Below are 22,544 nucleotides of genomic sequence, written 5' to 3' on the forward strand. Positions count from 1 at the left end.
ATCAGCTTCCCAATTCGATCGGGGCGCCCACCAGGGAGCCGTATTCCATCCAACTGCCGTCGTAGTTCTTGACGTTGCGGTGTCCGAGCAGTTCGCGCAGCACGAACCAGGTGTGCGAGGAGCGCTCACCGATCCGGCAGTACGCGATGGTCTCCTTCTCGCCGTCCAGACCGGCGTCGGCGTACAGCTTGGCCAGCTCCCCGTCGGACCTGAAGGTGCCGTCCTCATTGGCGGCGCGGCTCCACGGCACATTGATCGCGCTGGGGATGTGGCCGCGCTGCTGGCTCTGCTCCTGCGGCAGGTGCGCCGGCGCCAAGATCTTGCCGGAGAACTCCTCGGGGGAGCGCACATCGACGAGGTTCTTGGTGTTGATCGCGGCGACCACCTCGTCCCGCCGTGCCCGCAGCGACTCGTCCAGCGGCTTGGCCGTGTATGACGTGGCCGGCCGGCTGACCTTATCGCCGGACAGCGGCCGCCCGTCGAGCTCCCACTTCTTACGGCCACCGTCGAGCAGCTTGACGTTGTCGTGTCCGTAGAGCTTGAAGTACCAGTAGGCGAACGCGGCGAACCAGTTGTTGTTGCCGCCGTAGAGGATCACGGTGTCGTCGTTGGCGATGCCGCGCTCGGAGAGCAGCTTGGAGAACGCGGCGGCATCGACGACGTCGCGGCGGACCGGATCCTGCAGGTCCTTACGCCAGTCCAGCCGGATTGCGCCGGGAATGTGGTTGGTGTCGTAGACGCTGGTGTCTTCGTCGACTTCGACGAAGACGGTGTTGGGTGCGTCGAGATTGCTCTCAGCCCAGTCGGTGGAGACCAGGACGTCGGAGCGAGCCATAGTGGGATCCTTTCCTAAAGCGTGGGGAACGACTTATTGGGCAACACAGTGGTCATGCCGGTGTCGGGCGCAGGCGCACGACGAGCGGGTAGAGCTGACAGCCCAGACAGATGCCGAAGGCCGCGTTGAGGAAGGCCGCCGCCAGTGCGAACGCCGTGGCAGTCAGCCCGACCACCGGGGCGGCGGCGAAACCGGCGACTCCGGCCAGCGCGAAAACCAGCCCGACGAGCTGGGCGAATTTCAGCGGCGCCACCGGCTCCCGCTCGGTCACCGGGCCCAGCCGCGGCGCCACCAGCTGGGCGAACAGCATGCCGTAGGGGTGGCGGCGAGGGCCCAGCACCGCGCCGACCGCGAACACGAGCGCCTGGCCGGCCAGCAAGACCGTCGCGACGACCGGGCTGAACTCGAAAGTGAGCAGGACGACCACCAGAACCGCGGTGGTGACCCAGGCGGCGAACCGGGGACCCCGGACGTCTACCTGCGCGGTGTGGGTGTTGGTGTCCCGCATGGAGGGCTCCCTAAAGCTGTCGTGGCGAATGGCTGGTGGAGGCATGCCACGGATTTCCGGGCGGCTCCGAGAGCGACGCGAAAACGCGGCGACTCAGCGACAGCGACAACAGCAGCAGCCCGCGGTGCGGCACAGGTCGACTGTGCGGCGCTTGGTGAGCACAAGCTCAAGGCGGGCGAACACGATGTCAGCTTACCCAATGTGGGGGCGATCAAGCCAACAGAGGCTCCAGCGCGGACCGCAGGGCGGTGGCCGTCGGGACGCCGGCAGCCCGGTAGCGCTGTCGGCCGTCGGCATCGAAGATCAGCGTGGTAGGCAGCGACAGCACCGAAAACATCCGCGCTGCAGCGGGATTTGCGTCGATATCGATCTCGCGGTGCGCGACCTTCTCCGGGCCGCCGAGATCGTCGCAGACCTTCTCGACCACCCGGCGAACCCCAGCGCACGGTCCGCACCACGGAGCGGAGAAGTGCACCACCGCCGGGCCGCCGGGCTCCAACCCGAGGAATGCGGCCGCGGACTCATCGTCGGTGCCGGCCCCGGAACCGCTGGCCGCCACCGTCCTGAGCACCCCGGCCCGGCGGTTCACCCACCACCCGATCACGCTCGCGAGCGCACACCCGGCGACGATCGCGATCACGCTCATGGCCGGCGGAACTCCGGCAGGGTGACGGTCCTGTCGGCGGCGATGCCCTCGATGATCACATCGGAGCCGCGGGCGCCCTGGCTGGTCGGGACCAGCCCGAACGGCAGCCGCTGCTGGGGCAGGCTGCCACCGAAGGCCGCCAGCACCTGGGCCCGCTGGTCGTCGGGAACGTGCTGGTTGGCGGTGTCCGGGCCGGTCAGCACCCCGGTCGGGGTGATCACCAGCGTGCTGCGGTCGGTGCCGCTGACCGACAGGTCCACCGCCACGCTGACCCGCTTGCCGAAGCCGGCCGGCGTTCCGGTGAACACCAGCCCGTGACCGCTGGAGATCCCCGACTCGGTGGTGCCGCCGGTGGCGTCGTTGGTCTCACTCGGTGGCGCCTCCACCATCAGGTCACGGATCCCGAGATAGCGGCCCAGATGCACCGAGCCGATGATGATCCGGCTCTCCAGTTTGGCGACCGGGATCTTGGCGCCCGGCCGGAACCGCCAGGACGCCTCGCTCAGGTCGACCGAGTGCATGGTGGCCTCCAGCATCGCCTTGCCGATCAGTGGCTGCTCGACGGCGGGGGCCTTGATCTCCACTTCGTCGTAGTGATCGCGGCGCGCCTGTGGGATGAACGGGAACCCCAGGATCGCCACGAAGGGGTCCGATCCGAGGTCGGTTGCCCGGCGCACCGCCTGGGACAGTTGGTATTCGGCGTAGACGCTGGTCCCGAAATCGACCCCGGCGGCTGCGACCGCCAAAGCCGCGATCACGGCCGACATCCCGATAAGCACCCTGCGCACCCGGCCATTCTGGCAGGTCGCACGCTATCGTTAGATCACCTGGGACGCTGGAGGGCCTCGTTGGAGCTACTGCTGTTGACCGCTGACCTGCACCCCGAAGCGGTGCTGCCGTCGCTGTCGCTGCTGGCACATCCTGTGCGGACAGCGCCGCCGGAGGTTTCCGCGCTGCTCGAGGCCGGTTCTGCGGAGGTGGTGATCGTCGACGCGCGCACCGATCTGGCGGGGGCCCGCGGGCTGTGTCGGTTGCTGAGCACCACTGCCGGGTCGGTGCCGGTGGTGGCGGTGGTGACCGAGGGCGGGTTGGTGGCCGTCAACGCCGAGTGGGGGATCGACGAAATCCTGCTGCCGGACACCGGGCCCGCCGAGACCGACGCCCGGCTGCGGCTGTTGACCGGGCGGCGCGCCGCACCGGCCGCCGATCAGGCCTCCGGCCAGACCAAGCTCGGCGAGTTGGTGATCGACGAGGGCACCTACACCGCGCGACTGCGCGGCCGGCCGCTGGACCTGACCTACAAGGAATTCGAGCTGCTCAAATATCTCACCCAGCACGTCGGCCGGGTGTTCACCCGGGCGCAACTGCTGCAGGAGGTGTGGGGGTACGACTTCTTCGGCGGCACCCGCACCGTCGACGTGCACGTCCGGCGGCTGCGCGCCAAGCTCGGGCCCGAATACGAGTCGCTGATCGGCACGGTTCGCAACGTCGGCTACAAGGCGGTACGGCCGGTTCGGGGCAAACCCGTGGGCGTGTCGGACGACGAGGACGGGGCGATCGAAGATCTCGATGTCGGCGACGGTGCCGACCCGGCCGACCCCGCCGATGATGGTGCGCCTGAGTCGTTGGCCAGTCAGTGACCGTCCCCGGGTGGCGTGCCGCACTCACCGACGACGAGCAGCAGCAGGTCCGGGAGTTGATCGTCGCTGCGGAACGCCATGACGGCGTCGCGCCGGTCGGTGAGCAGGTACTGCGCGAGCTTGCCGGGACCCGTACCGGGCATCTCGTCGCGGCCGATGCCGGTACGTTGCTGGGCTACCTGAACCTGAGTGCGCCGTCGGACGACACCGCGCCGACGGCCGAACTGGTGGTGGCTCCGCAGGCCCGGCGACGCGGTATCGGGTCCGCGATGGTTCGTGCCGCGCTGGCGAAGACCGAAGGGCGAAACCGGTTTTGGGCGCACGGCACGCTGCCGGAAGCCCGGGCCACCGCCGCCGCGCTGAACCTGGTCACGGTGCGTGAGCTGCTGCAGATGCGCCGGTCACTGCGCGGGTTACCGGAACCGGCGATCCCGGCCGGGGTGATGATCCGCAGCTATGCGGGCGAGGTGGACGACGCCGAGTTGTTGCGGGTCAACAATGCCGCCTTCAGCTGGCATCCCGAACAAGGCGGCTGGACGCCGGCGGACGTGGCCGAACGGCGGGCCGAGGCGTGGTTCGATCCGCACGGGCTCTTCCTGGCGTTCCCAGACATTCAAGAGACCGCCGATCGAACCCTGCTGGGATTCCACTGGACCAAGATCCACCCCGGCACCGCACCCGTCGGCGAGGTGTACGTCGTCGGCGTCGATCCGGCCGCTCAGGGCCGCGGCCTGGGCCGCACGCTCACCGAGGTGGGCCTGTCCTATCTGGCCGACCGGCTCGCCGATGCCGACCCGCCGACCGTGCTGCTCTACGTCGAGGCGGACAACACCGCGGCGTTGCGGACCTATCAGCAGCTGGGCTTCACCGTGCACAACGTCGACACCGCCTTTGGAGATTTGGCCGGGGCGACGGGTGGTTGACGGGACGTCGATCTGTTCACCAGGCGTTCACCTGCCATGCGGTTGCCATCCATAAGTGCCGCATACGTTCCGGGGGGATTTGAACGCCGAGCGAGGAAACGAGGAGCAATGAAAGCCACGACGGCGGGTGTTGCCCTATTGGCGGCGGCCTTAGGGCTGGCGCTGAGCGGGTGCGGCAGCGACAACAACTCCGGCGATTCGACCGGCGCCCGTGCGTCGGGTTCCGCCGAGTGCGCCGGGAAGAACACGCTTACTGCCGAGGGTTCGACCGCCCAACAGAACGCGATCGCCGTGTTCAATCAGGTGTGGGGCAAAGAGTGCTCGGGCAAGAACCTGTCCTACAACCCGACCGGATCGGGCGCGGGCCGTGAACAGTTCATCGCCGGCCACGTCGATTTCGCGGGATCCGATTCGCCGCTGAGCGAGGCGCAGGTCGGGCAGGCCGCCGCCCGCTGCGGCGGGGGCAACCCGGCGTGGCACCTGCCGCTGGTGTTCGGCCCGGTCAGCATGGCCTACCACCTCGATGGGGTCGAGCACCTGGTGCTCAACGCGGACGTGCTGGCCCGGATCTTCAGCGGAGCGATCACCAGCTGGGACGACCCCGCGTTGGTCGCCCTGAACCCGGGTGTGGAGCTGCCCGCGATCGCCATCACGCCGATCTACCGATCGGACTCCTCGGGAACCACCGACAACTTCCAGAAGTACCTCAGCGCCGCCGCGCCGCACAGTTGGGACAAGGGCGAGGGCAGCGAATTCCAGGGCGGCGTCGGTGAAGGCGCGCAGAAGTCGGCCGGGGTGGTGCAGGCGGTGCAGAGCACGCCCGGCGCCGTCGGCTACGTCGAGAAGGGCTTCGCCGACCAGGCGAATCTTCGATCCGCGATGATCGATTCCGGCGCCGGTGTGGTCGCCGCCACCGACGACGCGGCCGGGGTCGCGATCCAATCGGCCGGGTTCGTGACCCCGGACAGCAACGACATGCGGCTGGATCTGAGGTCGCTCTACAGCACCAAGCAGCCGGCCGCCTACCCGCTAGTCTTGGTGACCTATGAGATCGTCTGCTCCAAGGGCTACGACCCGGACACGTCGGCGGCCGTGAAATCGTTTCTGAAGTCGGCCTCGACCAGCGGCCAGGACGAGTTGTCGGGTGCGGGATATGTTCGGCTGCCGGATCAGTTCCAGCGGCGGCTGAGCACCGCGATCGACGCGATTCAGTAGCCGGCGTGCCGCATGCGATGGGGGGTGGCTAGCGTCGCCGGATCATCTCCTACCACGTCGTCGTCCTCGTCGGTGACCCCGACGAGGACGCGTTCGGCCGGAAGCCATCTTCAGGACCGGGCATTCCTCTGGGTGGCCGAAGCCTCGGGTGTGCTGGTGATCATCTTGATCACAGCTGTCGGGGGCTTTCTGCTGCTGCGGGCGATTCCGGCGTTGCGGCGCAACCAGGAGAACTTTTTCACCTTCGCCGGTAGCTGGGTCACCACCGACACCTCTGCCATGCATTTCGGCATCGCGGAGCTGCTGCAGGTGACGGTGTTCGTCTCGATGTTCGCCCTGGCGCTGGCCATGCCGGTGGCCCTGGGAGTCGCGGTCTACCTCGCCGAATACGCACCTCGGCGACTCGTGGGACCGCTCGCCTACATGGTCGAACTGTTGGCCGCCGTGCCGTCGATCATCTACGGGGCGTGGGGCTTGTACGTGCTGGCGCCGCAGCTGCGGGACGGCGCGCAATGGCTCAACGAGAATCTCGGGGGGTTCTTCCTGTTCGCCACCGGCAACGCATCGGTGGCCGGCGGGGGCACCATCTTCACCGGCGGAATCGTGCTGGCGGTGATGATCCTGCCGATCATCACCGCGGTCACCCGGGAGGTGCTGGCCCAGACACCCCGCGGCCAGGTCGAGGCGGCGCTGGCGCTGGGGGCGACGCGCTGGGAAGTGGTCAAGACGGTGGTGCTGCCGTTCGGTCGGTCCGGATACATCAGCGCCGCGATGCTGGGCCTGGGACGGGCACTCGGTGAGACGGTGGCCCTGCTGATCATTCTGCGGGCCACCCAGAAGGCGTTCAACTGGTCGCTGTTCGACGGCGGCTCCACCTTCGCCACCAAGATCGCCGCCACCGCGTCGGAGTTCAACGATCAGTACAAGGCCGGCGCCTATATCGCGGCCGGGCTGGTGCTGTTCCTACTGACGCTGGTGGTCAACGCGTTGGCGCGGGCGGCCATCACGAAGAAGGTGCACTGATGACCGCCCTGCTGGACCGACCGGTCAAGGAGCGCACGTTTGCGACGGTCAGCCTGCGTCGCCGGGTGGCCAACGCGATCGCGACGGTGCTGGTCACCCTCGCGATGGGAGTCGCGTTGGTGCCGCTGGTGTGGGTGATGTATTCGGTGATCGAGCACGGGTTCGGCGCGGTCAGTTCCAGCGCCTGGTGGACGCATTCGCAGGCCGGCATGACGGCGTTCGCGGCCGGGGGCGGCGCCTACCACGCGATCGTCGGGACACTGCTGCAGGGACTGGTGTGCGCGGCGCTGTCGATCCCGATCGGGATCTTCGTGGCGATCTATCTCGTCGAGTACGGCGCCGGCACCAGGCTCGGCAAGCTGGCGACCTTCATGGTGGACATCCTGACCGGCGTGCCGTCGATCGTGGCAGCGTTGTTCATCTACGCGCTGTGGGTGGCCACCCTGGGATTCCACCGCTCCGGCTTCGCGGTGTCGTTGTCGTTGGTGCTGTTGATGGTCCCGGTGATCGTGCGGGCGACCGAGGAGATGCTCCGGATCATTCCGATGGACCTGCGGGAGGCCAGCTACGCGCTGGGGGCTCCGAAGTGGAAGACCATCACCAGCATCGTGATCCCGACCGCGCTGTCGGGGATCGTCACCGGGATTCTGCTGGCGCTGGCGCGGGTGATGGGCGAGACGGCGCCGCTGCTGATCCTGGTCGGCTATTCGCAGGCGATGAATTTCGACATGTTCCATGGCTTCATGGGGTCGTTGCCAGGCATGATGTACGACCAGACCTCAGCGGGCGCGGGTACCAGCGGGGTTCCCACCGATCGGCTCTGGGGTGCCGCGCTGACGCTGATTGTGTTGATAGCGATACTGAACATCGCGGCCAGGTTCGGGGCGCGGGTGTTCGCGCCCAAGAAGTTCTAGTCTGTCGGCGATCCAACGCGAAGCGGTGGGCCCAAGAAGTTCGAGAATATTAGGAGTGCTGCACGGTGGCTAAAAGGTTGGACCTGACCGATCTCAACATCTATTACGGGGCCTTCCACGCCGTTGCCGATGTGACACTGTCGGTTGCACCGCGCAGCGTGACCGCGTTCATCGGCCCGTCCGGATGCGGCAAGTCGACGGTGTTGCGCACCCTGAACCGGATGCACGAGGTCATCTCCGGCGCCCGGGTCGAGGGGGCGGTGCTGCTCGACGGTGAGGACATCTACGGCTCGGCGATCGACCCGGTCGGTGTGCGTAAGGCCATCGGCATGGTGTTCCAGCGCCCGAACCCGTTCCCCACCATGTCGATCCGCGACAACGTCGTAGCCGGGCTGAAATTGCAGGGTGTTCGCAACCGTCGGTTGCTCGACGAGACCGTGGAGCATTCGCTGCGCGGCGCCAACCTGTGGAATGAGGTGAAAGACCGGCTGGACAAGCCCGGCGGTGGGCTCTCTGGTGGGCAGCAGCAGCGATTGTGCATCGCGCGGGCCATCGCGGTGCAGCCCGATGTGCTGTTGATGGACGAACCCTGCTCGGCATTGGACCCCATCTCCACGATGGCGATCGAGGAGTTGATCTCCAAGCTGAAGCAGGATTACACGATCGTCATCGTCACCCACAACATGCAGCAGGCCGCCCGGGTCAGTGACCAGACCGCGTTTTTCAATCTCGAGGCCGTGGGTAAACCGGGCAGGCTGATCGAGATCGACGGGACCGAGAAGATATTCTCCAATCCGAGCCGCCGGGAGACCGAGGACTACATCTCGGGTCGTTTCGGCTGACCCGGACCGGACCGCTGCGTAGATTGGCGGTAATTCTGACACTGAGATCGACTACGGTGTGGTGAACAGCACCGCCGGGAGGAGCGCCGTGAAGTCCAATCGCTTCGGCGTCGCGTTCAGCTTGATTGCGACGGTCTTGCTGCTGGTTGCCGGCTGTGGCAGCTCAGGGTCCTCGGACTCCGCCTCGGCGATACCGGTGCAGTGCGGCGGGAAGAAGAAGCTGCTCGCCAGCGGGTCCACCGCACAGGCCCACGCGATCGAGCAGTTCGTCTATGCCTACATTCGGGCGTGTCCGGACTACACGTTGGACTACCACGCGAACGGGTCCGGTACGGGGGTGGCGCAGTTCGCCAGTGGCCACACCCAGCTGGCCGGATCCGACTCGCCCCTGGACCCGTCGACGGGCGAGCCGCAACGGGCGGCGGCCCGCTGCGGATCGCCGGCATGGCATCTGCCCACGGTCTTCGGTCCGATCGCGGTCACCTATCACGTCAGTGGTGTCAGCGATCTCGACTTGGACGGACCGGCGTTGGCGAAGATCTTCAACGGCACCATCACCAGCTGGGACGACCCCGCGTTGACCGCTCTCAATAAGGGTGTTCAATTGCCGGCCGAGCCGATCCGGGTGTTGTACCGCGGTGACTCATCCGGCACCACCGACAATTTCCAGAAATATCTCGACGCTGCCTCCGACGGCGCCTGGGGCAAGGGCACAGGCAAAACTTTCAACGGTGGCGTCGGTGTCGGCGCCACCGGTAACGACGGCACTTCCGCCCTGCTGCGCAGCACCGAGGGTGCGATTACTTATAACGAATGGTCTTTTGCGGTGGGACGGCAGTTGAAAATGGCCCGGATCGTCACCTCGGCGAGCCCGAAACCCGTGATGATCTCCACCGACTCGGTGGAGAAAACCATTGCCGGCGCCAAGTTCATCGGCGAGGGCAACGATTTGGTGGTCGACACGTCATCGTTCTACAAGCCGACTGACGCCGAGGCCTATCCGATTGTGCTGGTGACCTACGAGATCGTCTGCTCCAAATACCCCAACGCCTCGAGTGGGCTGGCGGTGAAGGCATTCATGAACGCAGCGATCGGCGCGGGCCAGGAAGATTTGGATCAGTACGGCTACATACCGCTGCCGGATACTTTCCAATCGAAATTGCGGACGGCGATCGACGCGATCCAATAGTAGTCGGCCGGCCCGCGCTGCAACCGACGGCAAGCTGTTGGCCGTTTCCGAAATGAATTCGTTGGTTCATCTGAGTTTCATTCTGACCAGGAATGCAGCCATTTCTTAAGGTCAGTCTGTAACCTTTCGTTAACCTGTCCTTCAACTGGGACGGTGGCTGCAGTCGTGCTGCAGAACAAGTCACATCGGTGCCACCGGTGCGGCTGGGTCGGAGGGAGTTTTAGTGGACAGTCGTGAGGCGAATTCGCTGGTGGGTACGCAGTTCGGGCCCTACCGGCTGCTGCGGCTACTGGGCCGTGGCGGGATGGGTGAGGTCTACGAAGCCGAAGACGTCCGCAAACATCGGTCGGTCGCACTGAAGCTGATCTCGGCGCCTCTGACGAATGACCCGATGTTCCGGGCGCGCATGCAACGGGAAGCCGACGCGGCGGGCCAGCTCAGGGAACCGCACGTGGTGCCCATCCACGACTACGGCGAGATCGACGGGCAGATGTTCGTCGCGATGCAGCTGGTGGACGGCGACGACCTGGCCGCGGTGCTGCGGCGGTCCGGTCCGATGAATCCGGCACGAGCAGTGGCCATCATCGATCAGGTAGCCGCCGCGCTCGACGCCGCCCATGGCAATGGGGTGACGCACCGCGACGTCAAACCGGAGAACATTCTGATCACCCACCGTGACTTCGCCTACCTGGTCGACTTCGGTATCGCGCGCGCCGCGACCGATCCGGGATTGACCCAGACCGGCACCGCGCTGGGGACCTACAACTACATGGCGCCGGAACGCTTCGGCGCCGACGAAGTCACCTATCGGTCCGACATCTATTCACTGGCCTGCGTGCTCAGCGAGTGCCTGACCGGCGTGCCGCCCTACCGGGCCGACAGCGTCGAGCGGCTGATCACCGCGCACCTGATGGAGCCCCCGCCGCGGCCCAGTCAGCTGCGACCGGGCGTCGTACCGATCGCCCTCGACCAGGTGATCGCCCGGGGAATGGCGAAAAGCCCCTGGGACCGATACAGCAGCGCCGGGGATCTGGCCCACGCCGCTCATGATGCGCTGACGGTGGCCGAGCAGCATCGGGCCGCCATGATCGTACGGCGGGGTGAGGAAGCCGACCGCCCGGTCAGCGTTGCGGGAATCGCGGTCGGCGGCACAACCGACCGGCCCACCGGTGGCTATCCCGGTCAGCCCGGGCAGACGGGCGGATTCGACGCGACAATGGCCCGCCCGGCGATCGACGGTTCGTGGCGGGAGCGACCGGCCCCCGAACGTCGGGCGGCGCCCGAACGTTTCGATAGCCGGCCGTTCGCCCCGGCGGCATCGCCCGGGCGGCGGCGCAAGTGGCTGCTGCCGGCCGCCGCGGCGGCACTGGTGCTCGCCGTTGTGGGCGTGGCCGCCGGATATGCGCTCACCCGTGGGACGAGTTCGACCGGTGCGGCCTCGGCGAGCGGGCAGAGCGTCCTGCCATTGGATGGGCTGAACTTTCGGCTCTCCCCGGGCGGCCTGGCGCTGGATCGTGACGACAACCTGTACATCACCAACCAGAGCATGTACGGCCGGGTGCTGAAATTGGCACCGGGATCATCCAGCCCGGAAGTGCTGCCGTTCACCGGCCTCTACGAGCCGCAGGGGGTGGGCGTAGCCACTGACGGCTCGATCTATGTCAGCGACTTCAACAACAGGGTGGTGAAGTTGGTGCCGGACACCGGCGAGCAGACCGAGCTGCCGTTCTCCGGGCTCAACTACCCGGAGGGGCTGACGGTGGATGCTCAGGGCAGCGTCTATGTCGCCGACCGGGGCAATAACCGGGTGGTCAAGTTACCGGCAGGGGCCGACGCGCAGGTCGTGCTGCCGTTCACCGGGTTGCGTAATCCTGATGACGTAGCCGTCGACAGCACCGGGAACGTCTACGTCACCGACACCGACAATGATCGGGTGGTGCGCCTGAGCGCCGGGTCGGATACCCAGACAGACGTTCCGTTCACCGATCTGTCCTCACCGTGGGGCGTATCGGTCGACCGCGCCGACAACGTCTACGTCACCAACCACGAGAGCCACAAGGTGATGAAGCTGGACGCCGGAACCAGCAACCAGACCAAGTTGCCGTTCGCCGGTCTCAACACTCCGTTGCAGGTGGTGGTCGACGCGGACGGCGGGTTGTACGTGGCTGACCGCGGCAACAATCGGGTGGTCAAGCTGGCCGCCGGCGCATAGCGCGATCCGTCGGCCCCTGGTGGGTCAGCGTCCTCGTATCGATGTGAGCCGGGTTGCCACCGCGGCCATGACGGCGCTGAACGCGACCACGATGATCAAGGTCAATGCCGCGCCCCACACCCGGGTGTAGCCGGCGGCTTCGGGATTGCCGAGCTCGCTGTAGATCAGCAGCGGTAACGAGGCCATGTTGTCGTGCAGGATGTCGTAGTTGATCGAGCGGCTGTAGCCGACCAGGACCAGCACCGGCGCGGTTTCACCGATGATTCGGGCCAGCGCGAGGAATGTTCCGGACAGAATCCCTGACAATGCGGTGGGAATCACGATCCGGATGATCGTCTTCCACTTCGGCACGCCCAACGCATAGCTGGCTTCCCGCAGCTCGTCGGGAACCAGGCGGAGCATCTCCTCGGCGGATCTCACCACAATGGGAAGCATCAGCAGCACCAGTGCCAAAGACACTGCGAGTGCGCTCTGTTCGAAGCCCAGAGTGGCGATCCACAAACTGAAGACGAACAGCGACGCGACAATCGACGGCACTCCGGCGAGCACATCGACCATGAACGTCGTCAACCGGGCCCACCAGCCGGACCCGTATTCGACCAGGTATACCGCGGTCATCAGGCCGAGCGGTACCGCCAGGACGGCGGCCACCCCGGCCTGCACCAGGGTTCCGTACAACGCGTGATACACCCCGCCGGCCAATTCATCGGGCAATACGCCGCGCAGCGAGTTGGTCCACCAGGACGTGTGGATGACTGCCCGCCAGCCGCGCGCGATGACCACCCACAACAGCCAGATCAGCGGAACCGTCGCGATTCCGAAGGAGACCAGGAACATCAGTGCGGCGAAACGGTCTTTGACCCGGCGCCGCAGGCTGATGTGGCTGCTCTCCCGGACCTTGGTCGGGGTGTTCAGTGCGGTGGTGCTCATCCGTTGACCTTGCCGCCGGCCACCGCGCGCGCGGCGGCGTTGACGACGAATGTCAGGACGAACAGTGCGAAACCCGCGGCGATGTAGGCGCCGGTCGGCAGCGGGGCGCTGAACTCGGAGGCGGCGGACGCGATCTTGGATGCAAATGTGTATCCGCCGTCGAACAGCGACCAGTTCCCGGGGCGGGTAGCCGCCCGCAGGATGATCAGCATGGCTATCGTCTCGCCCAGTGCACGGCCCAGCCCCAACATCGACGCGGCGATGATGCCGCTGCGGCCGTAGGGCAGCACGGCCATCCGCACCACTTCCCATCTGGTGGCGCCCAGCGCCTGTGCCGCCTCGATGTGGGCGGTCGGGGTCTGCCGGAAGACCTCTCTGGCTACCGAGGTGATGATCGGCAGGATCATCACTGCCAGCACGATTCCACCGGTGAAAATCGTTCCGCCGCCGGCCAGGGACACGTTGCCCTTGGCGAACAGAAACAACCAGCCCAGGTGACGATTGAGAAATTTCGCCACCGGATAGAGCATCGGTGCCAGCACGAAGATCCCCCACAGCCCGAAGATGATGGACGGGACCGCCGCCAACAGGTCGATGATGATGCCGAACGGCCGGGACAGCTGCCGCGGTGCATAGCGGGTGAGAAATACCGCGATGCTGATCGCAATCGGCACAGCCAGTGCCAATGCGAACAGCGACGTCAATACCGTCACCAGCAGCAGGTCCCGGATTCCGAACGCCAGACCGTTGGCGCCGCCGGTGCTGAATGTAGCGGTGGTGAAGAAATTCGCGGTGTTGGCGCGCAGTGAGGGTACGGCGCGGATCAGCAGGAAGACGGCGATCAGCGCGATCGTGACGACGACCGTCGTACCGGCCGCCACTGCGATTGCCCGGAATATCCGTTCCCCGCCGGACCCGCTCTGCCGGCGCAGTGCAGTGGGCACCGACGGCTTCGAGGTGTTACCGAGCATGGCGGCAACAGCCTCGAAACCGCGGTGACCGGTGGCGCGGGGAGGTCACTCGATGGCGTCGACTGCGGTCGACAAGCGCGGCTTGAAAGCGTCTGGGATCGGCACGTAGCCGTTCTCATCCAAACCGAATTGCCCGGAGGAGATGGTGGACTTCAGGAACAACCGCACGGCGGTGCCCACCTCGGCATCGGGGTACTTCGAGCAGACCACCTCGTAGGTCGCGAGCACGATCGGGTACGAGCCGGCCTGGCTCGGCTTGTAGAACGAAGCGGTGTCCAGCACCAGATCGTTGCCCTGGCCCGCGATGGTGGCCCCGGCGATCGTCTTGCCGACCGATTCGGTGCTGATCGTCACGGGATCCGGCCCGGCCGAAGTGACGATCTGCGCAGTGTGCAGATTCTTCGCCTGCGCGAACGACCACTCGTTGTAGGTGATCGCGCCATCGGTGGTGCTGATCGCGCCCGCGGTGCCGTCGTTGCCCTTGGCGCCCTCGCCGACGCCGCCGTTGAACGACTTTCCGGCGCCCTTGCCCCACGCGCCGTCCGACGCGCCGTCCAGGTACTGCTGGAAATTGTCGGTCGTACCGGATTCATCGCTGCGGAACACCACGTGGATGGGCGCGGCGGGCAGCGCGGCGTCTGGGTTGAGGGCTTTGACCGCAGGGTCGTCCCAGCTGGTGACGGCGCCGTTGAAGATCTTCGCGGCCGTCGGGCCGTCGAGTATCAGATTGTCGACACCGGCGACGTTGTAGGTGATCGCGATCGGACCGAATACCACCGGCAGGTTCCACGCCGGGGACTCACAACGCTGCTGCGCCTGTGTGGCCTCATCGGCGCTGAGCGGCACGTCGGAGCCGGCGAAGTCGGTCTGGCCGCCGATGAACTCCCGGATGCCAGCGCCGGACCCGTTGGCGGTGTAGTTCACCGTCTGATTGGCGCACTCTGCGATGAATGCCTTGACGAATCGGGCCATCGCATTCTGCTGGGCCGTCGATCCGCTTGCCTTCAACGTTTCGGCGCCGCCGCAGTCGCTGCTGGCAGACGCACCCCCGGACGAAGCGGAGCCGTGGGAGGAGTTGTTGGTGTCGCTGCCGCAGCCGGACAATGCGAGCGTTCCGGTGGCCAGAATTCCCAGTGCCGCACCGTAACCGTTCAGTTTCATCTAGGGGCCTTTCGGACTAGTCAGCGTTGATGAACAACCAGCTGTACCACCGGTTCGACCCGACCGCGAACGACGACAATCCAGTGCGGCAGGGGCTGTCAGAAGACTAACAGGGCGAGGGTAATAAACCGGATGGCATTCCTTCACCGGTGGGAATAACGTGCCGGCCGCCGCCGTACTACCTTCCATGGCCCAAGCAGTGAGGTTCGATCGTTACGGCGACGTCGACGTACTCGAGGTGCGCGATGTCCCCCGCCCTACTCCGGCGGCCGGCGAGGTGTTGGTACAGGTCAAGGCGGCGGGAATCAACCCCGGCGAGGCGATGATCCGCCAGGGCGCGCTGCATGACCGGTGGCCGGCCACCTTCCCGTCCGGACAGGGCAGCGACCTGGCCGGTGTGGTCGCCGAACTCGGGTCCGGCGTCGATGCGTTCAGCGTCGGCGACGAAGTCCTGGGCTTCACCGACGCGCGGGCCAGCCAGGCCGAGTTCGTCACGGTGCCCGCCGATCAGCTCGTCACCAAACCGGCGGCGCTGTCGTGGGATGTCGCCGGGTCGCTGTTCGTGGCCGGCACCACCGCCTACGCCGCGGTCCGTTCGGTCGCCTTGACGCCCGCCGACACCGTTGCGGTGGCCGGCGCCGCCGGGGGAGTGGGCACCATCGCGGTGCAACTGGCCAGGCGGGCCGGTGCCACCGTCATCGGTGTCGCCGGGCCCGCCAACGACGACTGGCTGACTGCGCACGGCGTCATCCCGGTCAACTACGGCACTACCCTTGGCGAGCGACTCAAAGCGGCGGCGCCGGCCGGTCGGATCGACGCGTTTCTGGACTTCTTCGGCGGCGGCTACGTGGAACTGGCCGTAGCGGACCTGGGTGTGGCGCCGGAGCGCGTCGACACCATCATCGATTTCGCCGCAGCGGAACGATTCGGGGTCAAATCCGCGGGCAGTATGGATGCCGCCGACGCGCGGGTGCTGGCCGAACTCGCCGACCTCATCGCTGCCGGGGACCTGGAGGTTCCGATCGCGGAAACATTTCCGTTGGACGACGTTCGGCACGCGTTCCGTGTCCTGGAACGGCGACACAGCAGGGGCAAGATCGTGCTTCGGCCCTGAGATCTAGTCCGGCGAGGGCAGGGTGTTCTCGTCCGGGAATTTTCCGGTGGCCTGGAAGATCACCCGTCGGGCCACCTCCACGGCGTGGTCGGCGAAGCGTTCGTAGAACCGGCCGAGCAGTGTCACGTCCACGGCTGCCGCGACTCCGTGCCGCCACTCCTTGTCCATCATCACCGAGAAAAGATGCCGGTGCAGGTCGTCCATCGCGTCGTCCTCCTCGCGAATCCGAGCAGCCTTCTCCGGGTCGCGCGACAGCAGCACCTCCTGCGCGCTGTTACCCAAATCAACTGCTACCCTGCCCATTTCGGCAAAATAGCCGTTGACCTCTTCGGGTAGTGCGTGTTGTGGATGCCGACGGCGGGCGATCTTGGCGACGTGGAGCGCCAGTGCGCCCATCCGGTCGATGTCGGCGACCATCTGGATGGAGCTGACGATGGCCCGCAGATCCCCGGCGACCGGTGCCTGCAACGCCAGCAGCACAAAGGCGCTCTCCTCGGCGCGGGCACTCATCGAGGCGATCTGCTCGTGACCGGTGATCACCTGCTCAGCGACCACCAGGTCGGCCTGCAGCAGGGCCTGAGTGGCACGTTCCATGGCGATTCCAGCCAGGCCGCACATCGTGCCGAGCTGTTCGGCCAAGTCCGAGAGTTGCTCGTGATAGGCGGTACGCATGCCCCCAAGACTAGCCTGGACGGCGGTCGCAGGCCGCGAGGCGGCGGGCCGCTATTCGCAGGTGGTGTCCGCCGCGTTGGTGACCGTCAGGTCGTCGGGCAGCTCGGTCGGTTGGACGCTGGCGCCCCGGTTGAGCTGCACGCTGATCTGCGAGCCACCCGCCGCCGGCTTGGTGACGGAATGGAAATCCGAGCCCAGTACCACTCGCACGATGCTGCCCAACCCGCTGATCCGCTCGATCGGCGCGCCTGTCAACGCCGAGGACACCGTGGCGGCGGCCTGCTCGTTGCCGGGGGAGAACAGCACTTTGGTGGTCTTGACGATGCCCGGGTAGTCGTCGGCGCTGTCGACGTCGAAGCCCCACTGCTGGAGGCCGTCGGCGGTCGCGGCGGCCAGACCGGACTGCTCGGTGGCGTTCGACACCCGCACGGTGACGTCGCCGGGGGAGGTGGTGACCGCCCGGACCTGCTCGCTCTGCGGTTTGGCGGTGCCGGCCGGCGCCGCCGACGCCTGACTGGTCTGGCTGGACTGCGTGGTGGGGCTGGCCGCGGTGGTCGGGACCGATGTGGCGTTGTGATCGTTCTCGCCGGGCAGCAGGTCGTCGCTGATGATGGCGTCGAACAGCGCCCGCATGTCATCCATCCGCGGGACCTCGTCGCCGTTCTCGTCGGTCTGGCTGGTCGGTACGGTCACGAAGGTGATGTGGCCGGCGGCCACCTTCTGCAGCGACTGCCCGAGGTTCACCAGGTCTTTGGTCTTGATGTTGTCCACGTAGCTGTCGCCGATGAACATGTTGACCACGTTGTTCAGCTTGGTCGGCGAGAAGAAGGTGTTCGTAGAGATCAGCGAGCGCAGCAATGACGACAGGAACAGCTGCTGGCGTTTGATGCGGCCGTAGTCGCCGTTGTCCTCGGTGGTGACATTGCGGGCCCGCACGTAGTCCAGCGCCGTCGCACCGTTGACCCGCTGCCGTCCGGAGTTCTCCAGAACGCTGCCCAACTCGAGGTCGTAGAGCGGGCTGGTGGTGCACACCTCGACGCCACCGAGGGCGTCGACCATCTTGCCGAAGCCGACGAAGTCGACCGCCATGAACCGGTTGACCGCCAGCCCGGACAGCTTCTGGATCTCCTTGACCAGACACTTCGGTCCGCCGAAGGCATAGGTCGAGTTCAGCTTGGTCCCGGTGTAGACCGTGTCGTCGCTGTAGCTGCCGGTCTCGTCGTCGTAGATCGGGCCGTACGCGCCGGTTGCGGCATTCCAGGTCTCACACTGGATCGGCGTGATGGCCAGGTCACGCGGGAACGACACCACCACCACGCGTTTACGGTTCGCCGGGATGTTGACCAACATGATCGTGTCCGATCGGGCGCCCTCGGCGTCGTCGGTGCTGCCGGCGCCGACGTTGCTGTTGGCGCCGGCCCGGGTATCGGCGCCCACGATCAGGAAGTTCTCGTCGCCGTACTGTCCGGCCGCGTCCAGGATGTCGTGCGAGTCGGGGTCCAGCGCGCTGACGTGGTTGAGGCTTCGGTTCTTCGACGTACTCCACTGCCAGGCCGAACCGGTCAGTACCAGGGCGAGAACCGCCATGATGGCCGCCACCAGCCGACCGGCCAGCATCGCCCCGTGGTGGGCCTTGTGCGGGTGCGGCTCGTCGGATTCGGGATCGGCGCGGCCCGGTGGGTCGATTCGCACCGGCGGTATCTCACGCGCCACGTCCGGCGGTTCAGCGAGGCTCGACGGAGGAGAGGTGAAGCTGGGACCGCCGAATGATCCCGGCGGTTCAGCGAGGCTCGACGGAGGAGAGGTGAAGCTGGGACCGCCGAATGATCCCAGCAGTTCGGTGGTGGGCTCGAACCCGTCCCAGTCGACCCAGTCGGTTTCTCCGGCGTCGGTGCGCTGGGTGCCGTGAATCCGGTCGAGATCGGGCAACTCCGACGGGTAGGCCACCTCCGCGATGTCGGCGGTGAAGCCCGGTGCATCCCCGATCTCGAAGGTCGCCTGGGGTTCGGGTTCCGGCTCGGGGGTGAATGCGGGTTCTGCGGCGTCTACGGGTTCTACCAGGGGTTCTACGAGCTCTGAGGGCTCTGACGTCTCGGTGGCGGCTCGGCGCTGGCTGCGACCGCCGGACGGGGGAACACCGCCGTTGACCTTGGCGATCAAGTCGGCGACGCTCACCGAGCCGTTGCCGCCGTTGCGGCGCCGCGACGGGGCCGGCCGGCGGGGGGCCGGGCCGGGCTGCGGAGCCGGAGTCTGCCAGCGCTCCCATGGTGCGGGGCCGGGCGGCGTCATCGTCATCAGCTGATGGTCACCGTCGTCCCGGCCCTGTCCAGGCCTGCGGCCAGGAGTGGCGTTATCGCCGTCACTCATGTCCTCAAGGGCCTCCGAGTCGTCGGGACCGACGGGCGTCGATCCCGCGTCAGCCTGGCACGGATGATCGCCATTGATTCTCCGTACCTGTTTTCGCCCCCGCAGGGACCACCCCCGCCTGGGACAACAAGTTACTTATTCTACTGAGAAGTTTCCAGACACGCGATGTCGAGAACGTCTCATTTCAGCCACCCGAGTGCATAATGTCGGCTCCGGTCGGCACCGCACAATCGTCCGGGTCGGCCAGCCAGCCCTCGGGAAGGGCGACCTTGGCCGGTGAGCCCTGTCGGCCGCGCGGGCCGGTCGCGGCGGCCGGGAACGGGATCGCCCCGTCGAGTTGCTTCAGCAGCGCGTCGAGTTCGTTCAGCGTCGTGACCATTGCCAGGCCGCGCCGCAACTCCGACCCGGCCGGGAAGCCGTGCAGGTACCAGGCGACGTGCTTGCGGATCTCCCGCATACCTTTGTCCTCGCCGAAATGGGCCGCCAGCAGCTCGCCGTGGCGGCGGATGATGTCGGCGACCTCGCCCAGAGTCGGCGGTGTGGGGGCCGGCCGGCCGGCGAAGGCCGCGGACAGCTCGCCGAACAGCCACGGGCGCCCCAGACAGCCCCGCCCGATGACGACGCCGTCGCAACCAGTGCCCGCCATCATGGCCAGTGCGTCACCGGCCTCGAAGATATCGCCGTTGCCGAGCACCGGAATCGAGCGCACATGTGCCTTGAGCTGGGCGATCTGTTCCCAGTCGGCCGTGCCGGAGTAGCGCTGTGCCGCGGTTCGGGCATGCAGAGCCACCGCCGCAGCGCCCTCGGCCTCAGCGATCCGCCCGGCGTCCAGGTGGGTGTGGGTGGCCTCGTCGAGGCCGATCCGGAATTTCACGGTCACCGGGATATCGGTGCCGGCTGTGCCGCGTACCGCCGCAGCGACGATGTTGCCGAACAGTCGGCGCTTGTAGGGCAGCGCCGACCCGCCGCCGTGCCGGGTCACCTTGGGCACCGGGCAGCCGAAGTTCATGTCGATGTGGTCGGCCAGGCCTTCGTCGGCGATCATCTTCGCCGCGGCGTAGGTGGTGTCCGGGTCGACGGTGTAGAGCTGCAGCGAGCGCGGCGACTCGGCTGGGCCGAACGTCGTCATGTGCAGGGTGGCCGGGTGGCGCTCGACGAGCGCGCGGGCGGTCACCATTTCGCACACGTACAGCCCGCTGACCGTTCCGGCCCGGGACTCTTCCAGTTCGCGGCAGAGCGTGCGGAATGCGACGTTGGTCACACCGGCCATCGGAGCGAGCACCACCGGGCTGGCGAGTTCGAGCGAACCGATCCGTAGCCCGCGTCGCTGTGCGGTCGCCACGCCCCCGCCATGAGCTACCGTGCCGATGGCTCCAGCACCTTCTTGGCAGCGCGCTTCTCGGCCACTTTGGCCTCCCGCTCGAGCCGGCGCTGCTTGGCCACCTCGAACTTGTCGCACGTCTCTTCCAGATCGGCGACGATCTTGCCGATCTCCTCCTGGTAGCGCGCCGCTTCGCCGCTGAAGTCCCGCTCGAGGATGCGCCATTTCTTCAGTACCGGCATCACCACGTCATCCAGGTGGATACGCGGGTCGTAGACGCCGCCGACCGCGATGATCACCGCCTTGCGGCGGAACTCCGGGACCACGTACCCGGGCATCTGGAAGTTGGCCAGCACCCGGTGCAGCGAGTACATCGCCTGCTGCGGTGCGATGTCGAAACCGGCCGCGCTGATGTCGCGGTAGAAGATCATGTGCAGGTTCTCGTCGTGCGAGATCCGGGCCAGCAACTGGTCGGCGACGGGGTCGTTGCAGGCCCGGCCGGTGTTGCGGTGCGAGATCCGGGTGGCCAATTCCTGAAAGGTCACGTAGACGACCGAGTCGAACAGGCTCTTGGCGAACAGGTCGCCGGAGACCTGCTGGTTCTGGCCGGGGCTGAAGCCGCGGTTGACGGTCTCCATCCGCAGGGTTTCCAGCTCGATCGGGTCGCAGTTGCGGGTGACGACGAGGTAGTCGCGCAGCGCGATGCCGTGCCGGTTCTCCTCGGCGGTCCACCGGTTCACCCAGGTGCCCCACGGGGCGTCCATGGTGAAGTTCATCGCGATCTCGCGGTGGTACGAGGGCAGGTTGTCCTCGGTCAGCAAGTTCTGCACCATCGCAGTCCGGGCGACCTCGGACAGCTTCGACTGCTCGATGTCCCAGTCCTGCCCGCCGAGGGCGTAGTAGTTCTTGCCGTCGGCCCAGGGGACGTAGTCGTGGGGATTCCAGTCCTTGGTCATCGAGAAGTGCCGGTTGATGGCGTTCTCGACGACCGGTTCGAGTTCGTGCAGCAACTCCAGGTCAGTCCATTCCCGCTCCATGGCAGCTCCTGAATATCTGTGTCCGCTAGTTGCAGGCAATATATCTGTGTACGTCGGTATCAGCAAGTTTTATGTAGGCGTGTTGTGCTATCCGTCTTCGGTCTTGCCCGTATTGAGCAGCAAGTCGACGCAATAGTCGATGAACTGCGTACGGCTGGCCGCGAGCCGCCCGTTCAGGTAGGCGGTGAACAACGCGGTCAGGGCGCCGATCAAGCCGGTTGCCACCATGTGCTGGAGCGCTGGATCGCCGAGTCGGGTGAGTTTGCGCTGCAGCATCCCGATGAAGTTGGGCATCCATTGTGCTCCGGAGTGGGTCAGGACCGGTTCACTCTCCGGGGCCAGCAGCAGCACCCGGCCGCGCACCGGGTCGTCGACCATCAAGGCGACGAAGGCTTCCACGGCTTCTCGCGGCGTCTGGGCCGACAGCAGTGCCGCCATTGCGCGCGTACACACGTCGTCGTATACGGCGCGCACGAATTCGTCACGGTCGGTGAAGCTTTCGTAGAAGTAGCGTTCGGTCAGCGCGGCCGCCCGGCAGACCGACCGGACGGTCAGCGTTGGTCCGTGTTCGTCGCCGAGCAGTTGGACGCCGGCCGTGATGAATTCGTCTCGGCGCAGCGTCGGGCGATCTTCCAGTGGGACCCCGGACCAGCGGCCCCGGCGTTGACCGGACGGCACTTCAATCTCCTAGGGTCGCTTGACAACACTCGTAGTCAAAGTTGCCTGCGCTTGACTGGATCCATCATGACTCAAGACATGTCCGAGACGGGTCCGCATATCGGCGATTGGGCGATATGCGCCGTCGGCCGACCCGGCATGCGGTAGCGCTGCGCCGCCCATGAGCGGTTACGCCGCAACCCGTTAGTCCAGACAATAAAACCGCCAGGCTGCCCGGGCCTGCCCTTGACTGCCCCATCGTGCTGCGGAATAGTGTTCTTCAGAACGAAGAATGACGTATGTTGTCCGGACAATTCCGCACGCCCGGTCTTGAGGGTTTCCCAGGTTTCCCCGGGAGGAGTGCGGA

General features: G+C 66.5%; 22 protein-coding genes. 9 read left to right on the plus strand and 13 right to left on the minus strand.

Translation table 11 applies throughout. From position 1 onward, the window contains the following. Position 1 precedes the first annotated feature (1 nt). The 5 genes from ACZYY4_RS01080 to lmeA all read right to left on the minus strand — a co-directional run bounded on the left by ACZYY4_RS01080 (position 2) and on the right by lmeA (position 2,756). Positions 2-835: a sulfurtransferase gene (locus ACZYY4_RS01080; RefSeq protein ID WP_463807569.1), complete on the minus strand. Its 834-nt coding sequence runs from the start codon at positions 833-835 to the stop codon at positions 2-4. Between the two features lie 52 nt (positions 836-887). Next, the gene (locus ACZYY4_RS01085; RefSeq protein ID WP_463807570.1) at positions 888-1,343 is read right to left on the minus strand and encodes a DUF4395 domain-containing protein; all 456 of its coding nucleotides are present in this window, start codon (positions 1,341-1,343) and stop codon (positions 888-890) included. A gap of 93 nt (positions 1,344-1,436) precedes the next feature. Then, positions 1,437-1,526: a putative leader peptide gene (locus ACZYY4_RS01090; RefSeq protein WP_369127102.1), complete on the minus strand. Its 90-nt coding sequence runs from the start codon at positions 1,524-1,526 to the stop codon at positions 1,437-1,439. A gap of 28 nt (positions 1,527-1,554) precedes the next feature. Next, positions 1,555-1,989 carry a thioredoxin family protein gene (locus tag ACZYY4_RS01095; protein ID WP_463807571.1) on the minus strand — a complete coding sequence of 145 codons (435 nt, stop codon included), beginning with the start codon at positions 1,987-1,989 and terminating at the stop codon, positions 1,555-1,557. After that, positions 1,986-2,756: a mannan chain length control protein LmeA gene (gene lmeA / locus ACZYY4_RS01100; RefSeq protein ID WP_463807946.1), complete on the minus strand. Its 771-nt coding sequence runs from the start codon at positions 2,754-2,756 to the stop codon at positions 1,986-1,988. The genes ACZYY4_RS01095 and lmeA overlap by 4 nt, the downstream gene beginning before the upstream one ends. An 81-nt stretch (positions 2,757-2,837) precedes the next feature. On the opposite strand from lmeA, the gene ACZYY4_RS01105 reads away from it, so the two are divergent. The 8 genes from ACZYY4_RS01105 (at position 2,838) to ACZYY4_RS01140 (ending at position 11,947) form a co-directional block, all read left to right on the plus strand. Next, positions 2,838-3,629, plus strand: coding sequence for a winged helix-turn-helix transcriptional regulator (locus tag ACZYY4_RS01105; protein ID WP_463807572.1), 792 nt, complete (start codon positions 2,838-2,840; stop codon positions 3,627-3,629). Beyond that, positions 3,626-4,552 carry a mycothiol synthase gene (mshD, locus tag ACZYY4_RS01110; RefSeq protein WP_463807573.1) on the plus strand — a complete coding sequence of 309 codons (927 nt, stop codon included), beginning with the start codon at positions 3,626-3,628 and terminating at the stop codon, positions 4,550-4,552. Before ACZYY4_RS01105 ends, mshD begins: the two co-directional genes overlap by 4 nt. Before the next feature lie 108 nt (positions 4,553-4,660). Continuing rightward, positions 4,661-5,767, plus strand: coding sequence for a phosphate ABC transporter substrate-binding protein PstS (gene pstS / locus ACZYY4_RS01115; RefSeq protein ID WP_463807574.1), 1,107 nt, complete (start codon positions 4,661-4,663; stop codon positions 5,765-5,767). Between the two features lie 12 nt (positions 5,768-5,779). Then, complete coding sequence (pstC, locus tag ACZYY4_RS01120) at positions 5,780-6,790, plus strand: phosphate ABC transporter permease subunit PstC (RefSeq protein ID WP_463807575.1); 1,011 nt, start codon at positions 5,780-5,782, stop codon at positions 6,788-6,790. Then, a complete protein-coding gene (pstA, locus tag ACZYY4_RS01125; RefSeq protein ID WP_463807576.1) occupies positions 6,790-7,704 on the plus strand; it encodes a phosphate ABC transporter permease PstA in 915 nt (304 codons plus the stop codon). The genes pstC (ACZYY4_RS01120) and pstA (ACZYY4_RS01125) overlap by 1 nt, the downstream gene beginning before the upstream one ends. Before the next feature lie 65 nt (positions 7,705-7,769). Then, positions 7,770-8,546 (plus strand): phosphate ABC transporter ATP-binding protein PstB, encoded by a 777-nt coding sequence (gene pstB / locus ACZYY4_RS01130; protein WP_463807577.1) that lies wholly within the window; start codon positions 7,770-7,772, stop codon positions 8,544-8,546. 88 nt (positions 8,547-8,634) lie between these two features. Further along, positions 8,635-9,735 (plus strand): phosphate ABC transporter substrate-binding protein PstS, encoded by a 1,101-nt coding sequence (gene pstS / locus ACZYY4_RS01135; protein ID WP_463807578.1) that lies wholly within the window; start codon positions 8,635-8,637, stop codon positions 9,733-9,735. Positions 9,736-9,958: 223 nt separating this feature from the next. Continuing rightward, a complete protein-coding gene (locus tag ACZYY4_RS01140; RefSeq protein ID WP_463807579.1) occupies positions 9,959-11,947 on the plus strand; it encodes a serine/threonine-protein kinase PknD in 1,989 nt (662 codons plus the stop codon). 24 nt (positions 11,948-11,971) lie between these two features. On the opposite strand, the gene pstA (ACZYY4_RS01145) is transcribed toward ACZYY4_RS01140, so the two are convergent. Genes pstA (ACZYY4_RS01145) through pstS (ACZYY4_RS01155) form a run of 3 tightly spaced genes read right to left on the minus strand, consistent with a single transcriptional unit; the run spans position 11,972 to position 15,009 of the window. After that, positions 11,972-12,877 (minus strand): phosphate ABC transporter permease PstA, encoded by a 906-nt coding sequence (gene pstA / locus ACZYY4_RS01145; RefSeq protein ID WP_463807580.1) that lies wholly within the window; start codon positions 12,875-12,877, stop codon positions 11,972-11,974. Further along, positions 12,874-13,848 carry a phosphate ABC transporter permease subunit PstC gene (pstC, locus tag ACZYY4_RS01150; RefSeq protein ID WP_463807581.1) on the minus strand — a complete coding sequence of 325 codons (975 nt, stop codon included), beginning with the start codon at positions 13,846-13,848 and terminating at the stop codon, positions 12,874-12,876. The genes pstA (ACZYY4_RS01145) and pstC (ACZYY4_RS01150) overlap by 4 nt, the downstream gene beginning before the upstream one ends. Before the next feature lie 45 nt (positions 13,849-13,893). Then, complete coding sequence (pstS, locus tag ACZYY4_RS01155; RefSeq protein WP_463807582.1) at positions 13,894-15,009, minus strand: phosphate ABC transporter substrate-binding protein PstS; 1,116 nt, start codon at positions 15,007-15,009, stop codon at positions 13,894-13,896. 187 nt (positions 15,010-15,196) lie between these two features. On the opposite strand from pstS (ACZYY4_RS01155), the gene ACZYY4_RS01160 reads away from it, so the two are divergent. Then, positions 15,197-16,123, plus strand: coding sequence for an NADP-dependent oxidoreductase (locus tag ACZYY4_RS01160; RefSeq protein WP_463807583.1), 927 nt, complete (start codon positions 15,197-15,199; stop codon positions 16,121-16,123). A 3-nt stretch (positions 16,124-16,126) separates the two neighbouring features. On the opposite strand, the gene phoU is transcribed toward ACZYY4_RS01160, so the two are convergent. The 5 genes from phoU to ACZYY4_RS01185 all read right to left on the minus strand — a co-directional run bounded on the left by phoU (position 16,127) and on the right by ACZYY4_RS01185 (position 22,198). Continuing rightward, complete coding sequence (phoU, locus tag ACZYY4_RS01165; protein WP_463807584.1) at positions 16,127-16,795, minus strand: phosphate signaling complex protein PhoU; 669 nt, start codon at positions 16,793-16,795, stop codon at positions 16,127-16,129. A gap of 51 nt (positions 16,796-16,846) precedes the next feature. Further along, the gene (locus ACZYY4_RS01170; protein WP_463807585.1) at positions 16,847-19,090 is read right to left on the minus strand and encodes an LCP family protein; all 2,244 of its coding nucleotides are present in this window, start codon (positions 19,088-19,090) and stop codon (positions 16,847-16,849) included. A 256-nt stretch (positions 19,091-19,346) separates the two neighbouring features. Continuing rightward, a complete protein-coding gene (gene dusB, locus ACZYY4_RS01175; RefSeq protein ID WP_463807586.1) occupies positions 19,347-20,504 on the minus strand; it encodes a tRNA dihydrouridine synthase DusB in 1,158 nt (385 codons plus the stop codon). A 14-nt stretch (positions 20,505-20,518) separates the two neighbouring features. Further along, positions 20,519-21,520, minus strand: a complete 1,002-nt coding sequence (locus ACZYY4_RS01180) for an acyl-ACP desaturase (RefSeq protein ID WP_463807587.1) — start codon at positions 21,518-21,520, stop codon at positions 20,519-20,521. A gap of 87 nt (positions 21,521-21,607) precedes the next feature. Continuing rightward, complete coding sequence (locus ACZYY4_RS01185) at positions 21,608-22,198, minus strand: TetR/AcrR family transcriptional regulator (RefSeq protein ID WP_463807588.1); 591 nt, start codon at positions 22,196-22,198, stop codon at positions 21,608-21,610. Positions 22,199-22,544 lie beyond the last annotated feature (346 nt).

It is taken from the genome of Mycobacterium sp. IDUB_21, assembly GCF_055419425.1.

Coding starts and splice junctions, on each gene's coding strand:
- pstC (WP_463807581.1), bottom strand. CDS start 13,848: ATGCTCGGTAACACCTCGAAGCCGTCGGTGCCCACTGCACTGCGCCGG.
- phoU (WP_463807584.1), bottom strand. CDS start 16,795: ATGCGTACCGCCTATCACGAGCAACTCTCGGACTTGGCCGAACAGCTC.
- ACZYY4_RS01080 (WP_463807569.1), bottom strand. CDS start 835: ATGGCTCGCTCCGACGTCCTGGTCTCCACCGACTGGGCTGAGAGCAAT.
- ACZYY4_RS01160 (WP_463807583.1), top strand. CDS start 15,197: ATGGCCCAAGCAGTGAGGTTCGATCGTTACGGCGACGTCGACGTACTC.
- pstC (WP_463807575.1), top strand. CDS start 5,780: ATGCGATGGGGGGTGGCTAGCGTCGCCGGATCATCTCCTACCACGTCG.
- lmeA (WP_463807946.1), bottom strand. CDS start 2,756: ATGTCGGCCGTGATCGCGGCTTTGGCGGTCGCAGCCGCCGGGGTCGAT.
- pstS (WP_463807574.1), top strand. CDS start 4,661: ATGAAAGCCACGACGGCGGGTGTTGCCCTATTGGCGGCGGCCTTAGGG.
- ACZYY4_RS01095 (WP_463807571.1), bottom strand. CDS start 1,989: ATGAGCGTGATCGCGATCGTCGCCGGGTGTGCGCTCGCGAGCGTGATC.
- pstA (WP_463807576.1), top strand. CDS start 6,790: ATGACCGCCCTGCTGGACCGACCGGTCAAGGAGCGCACGTTTGCGACG.
- pstA (WP_463807580.1), bottom strand. CDS start 12,877: ATGAGCACCACCGCACTGAACACCCCGACCAAGGTCCGGGAGAGCAGC.
- pstS (WP_463807582.1), bottom strand. CDS start 15,009: ATGAAACTGAACGGTTACGGTGCGGCACTGGGAATTCTGGCCACCGGA.
- ACZYY4_RS01170 (WP_463807585.1), bottom strand. CDS start 19,090: ATGACGATGACGCCGCCCGGCCCCGCACCATGGGAGCGCTGGCAGACT.
- ACZYY4_RS01180 (WP_463807587.1), bottom strand. CDS start 21,520: ATGGAGCGGGAATGGACTGACCTGGAGTTGCTGCACGAACTCGAACCG.
- ACZYY4_RS01085 (WP_463807570.1), bottom strand. CDS start 1,343: ATGCGGGACACCAACACCCACACCGCGCAGGTAGACGTCCGGGGTCCC.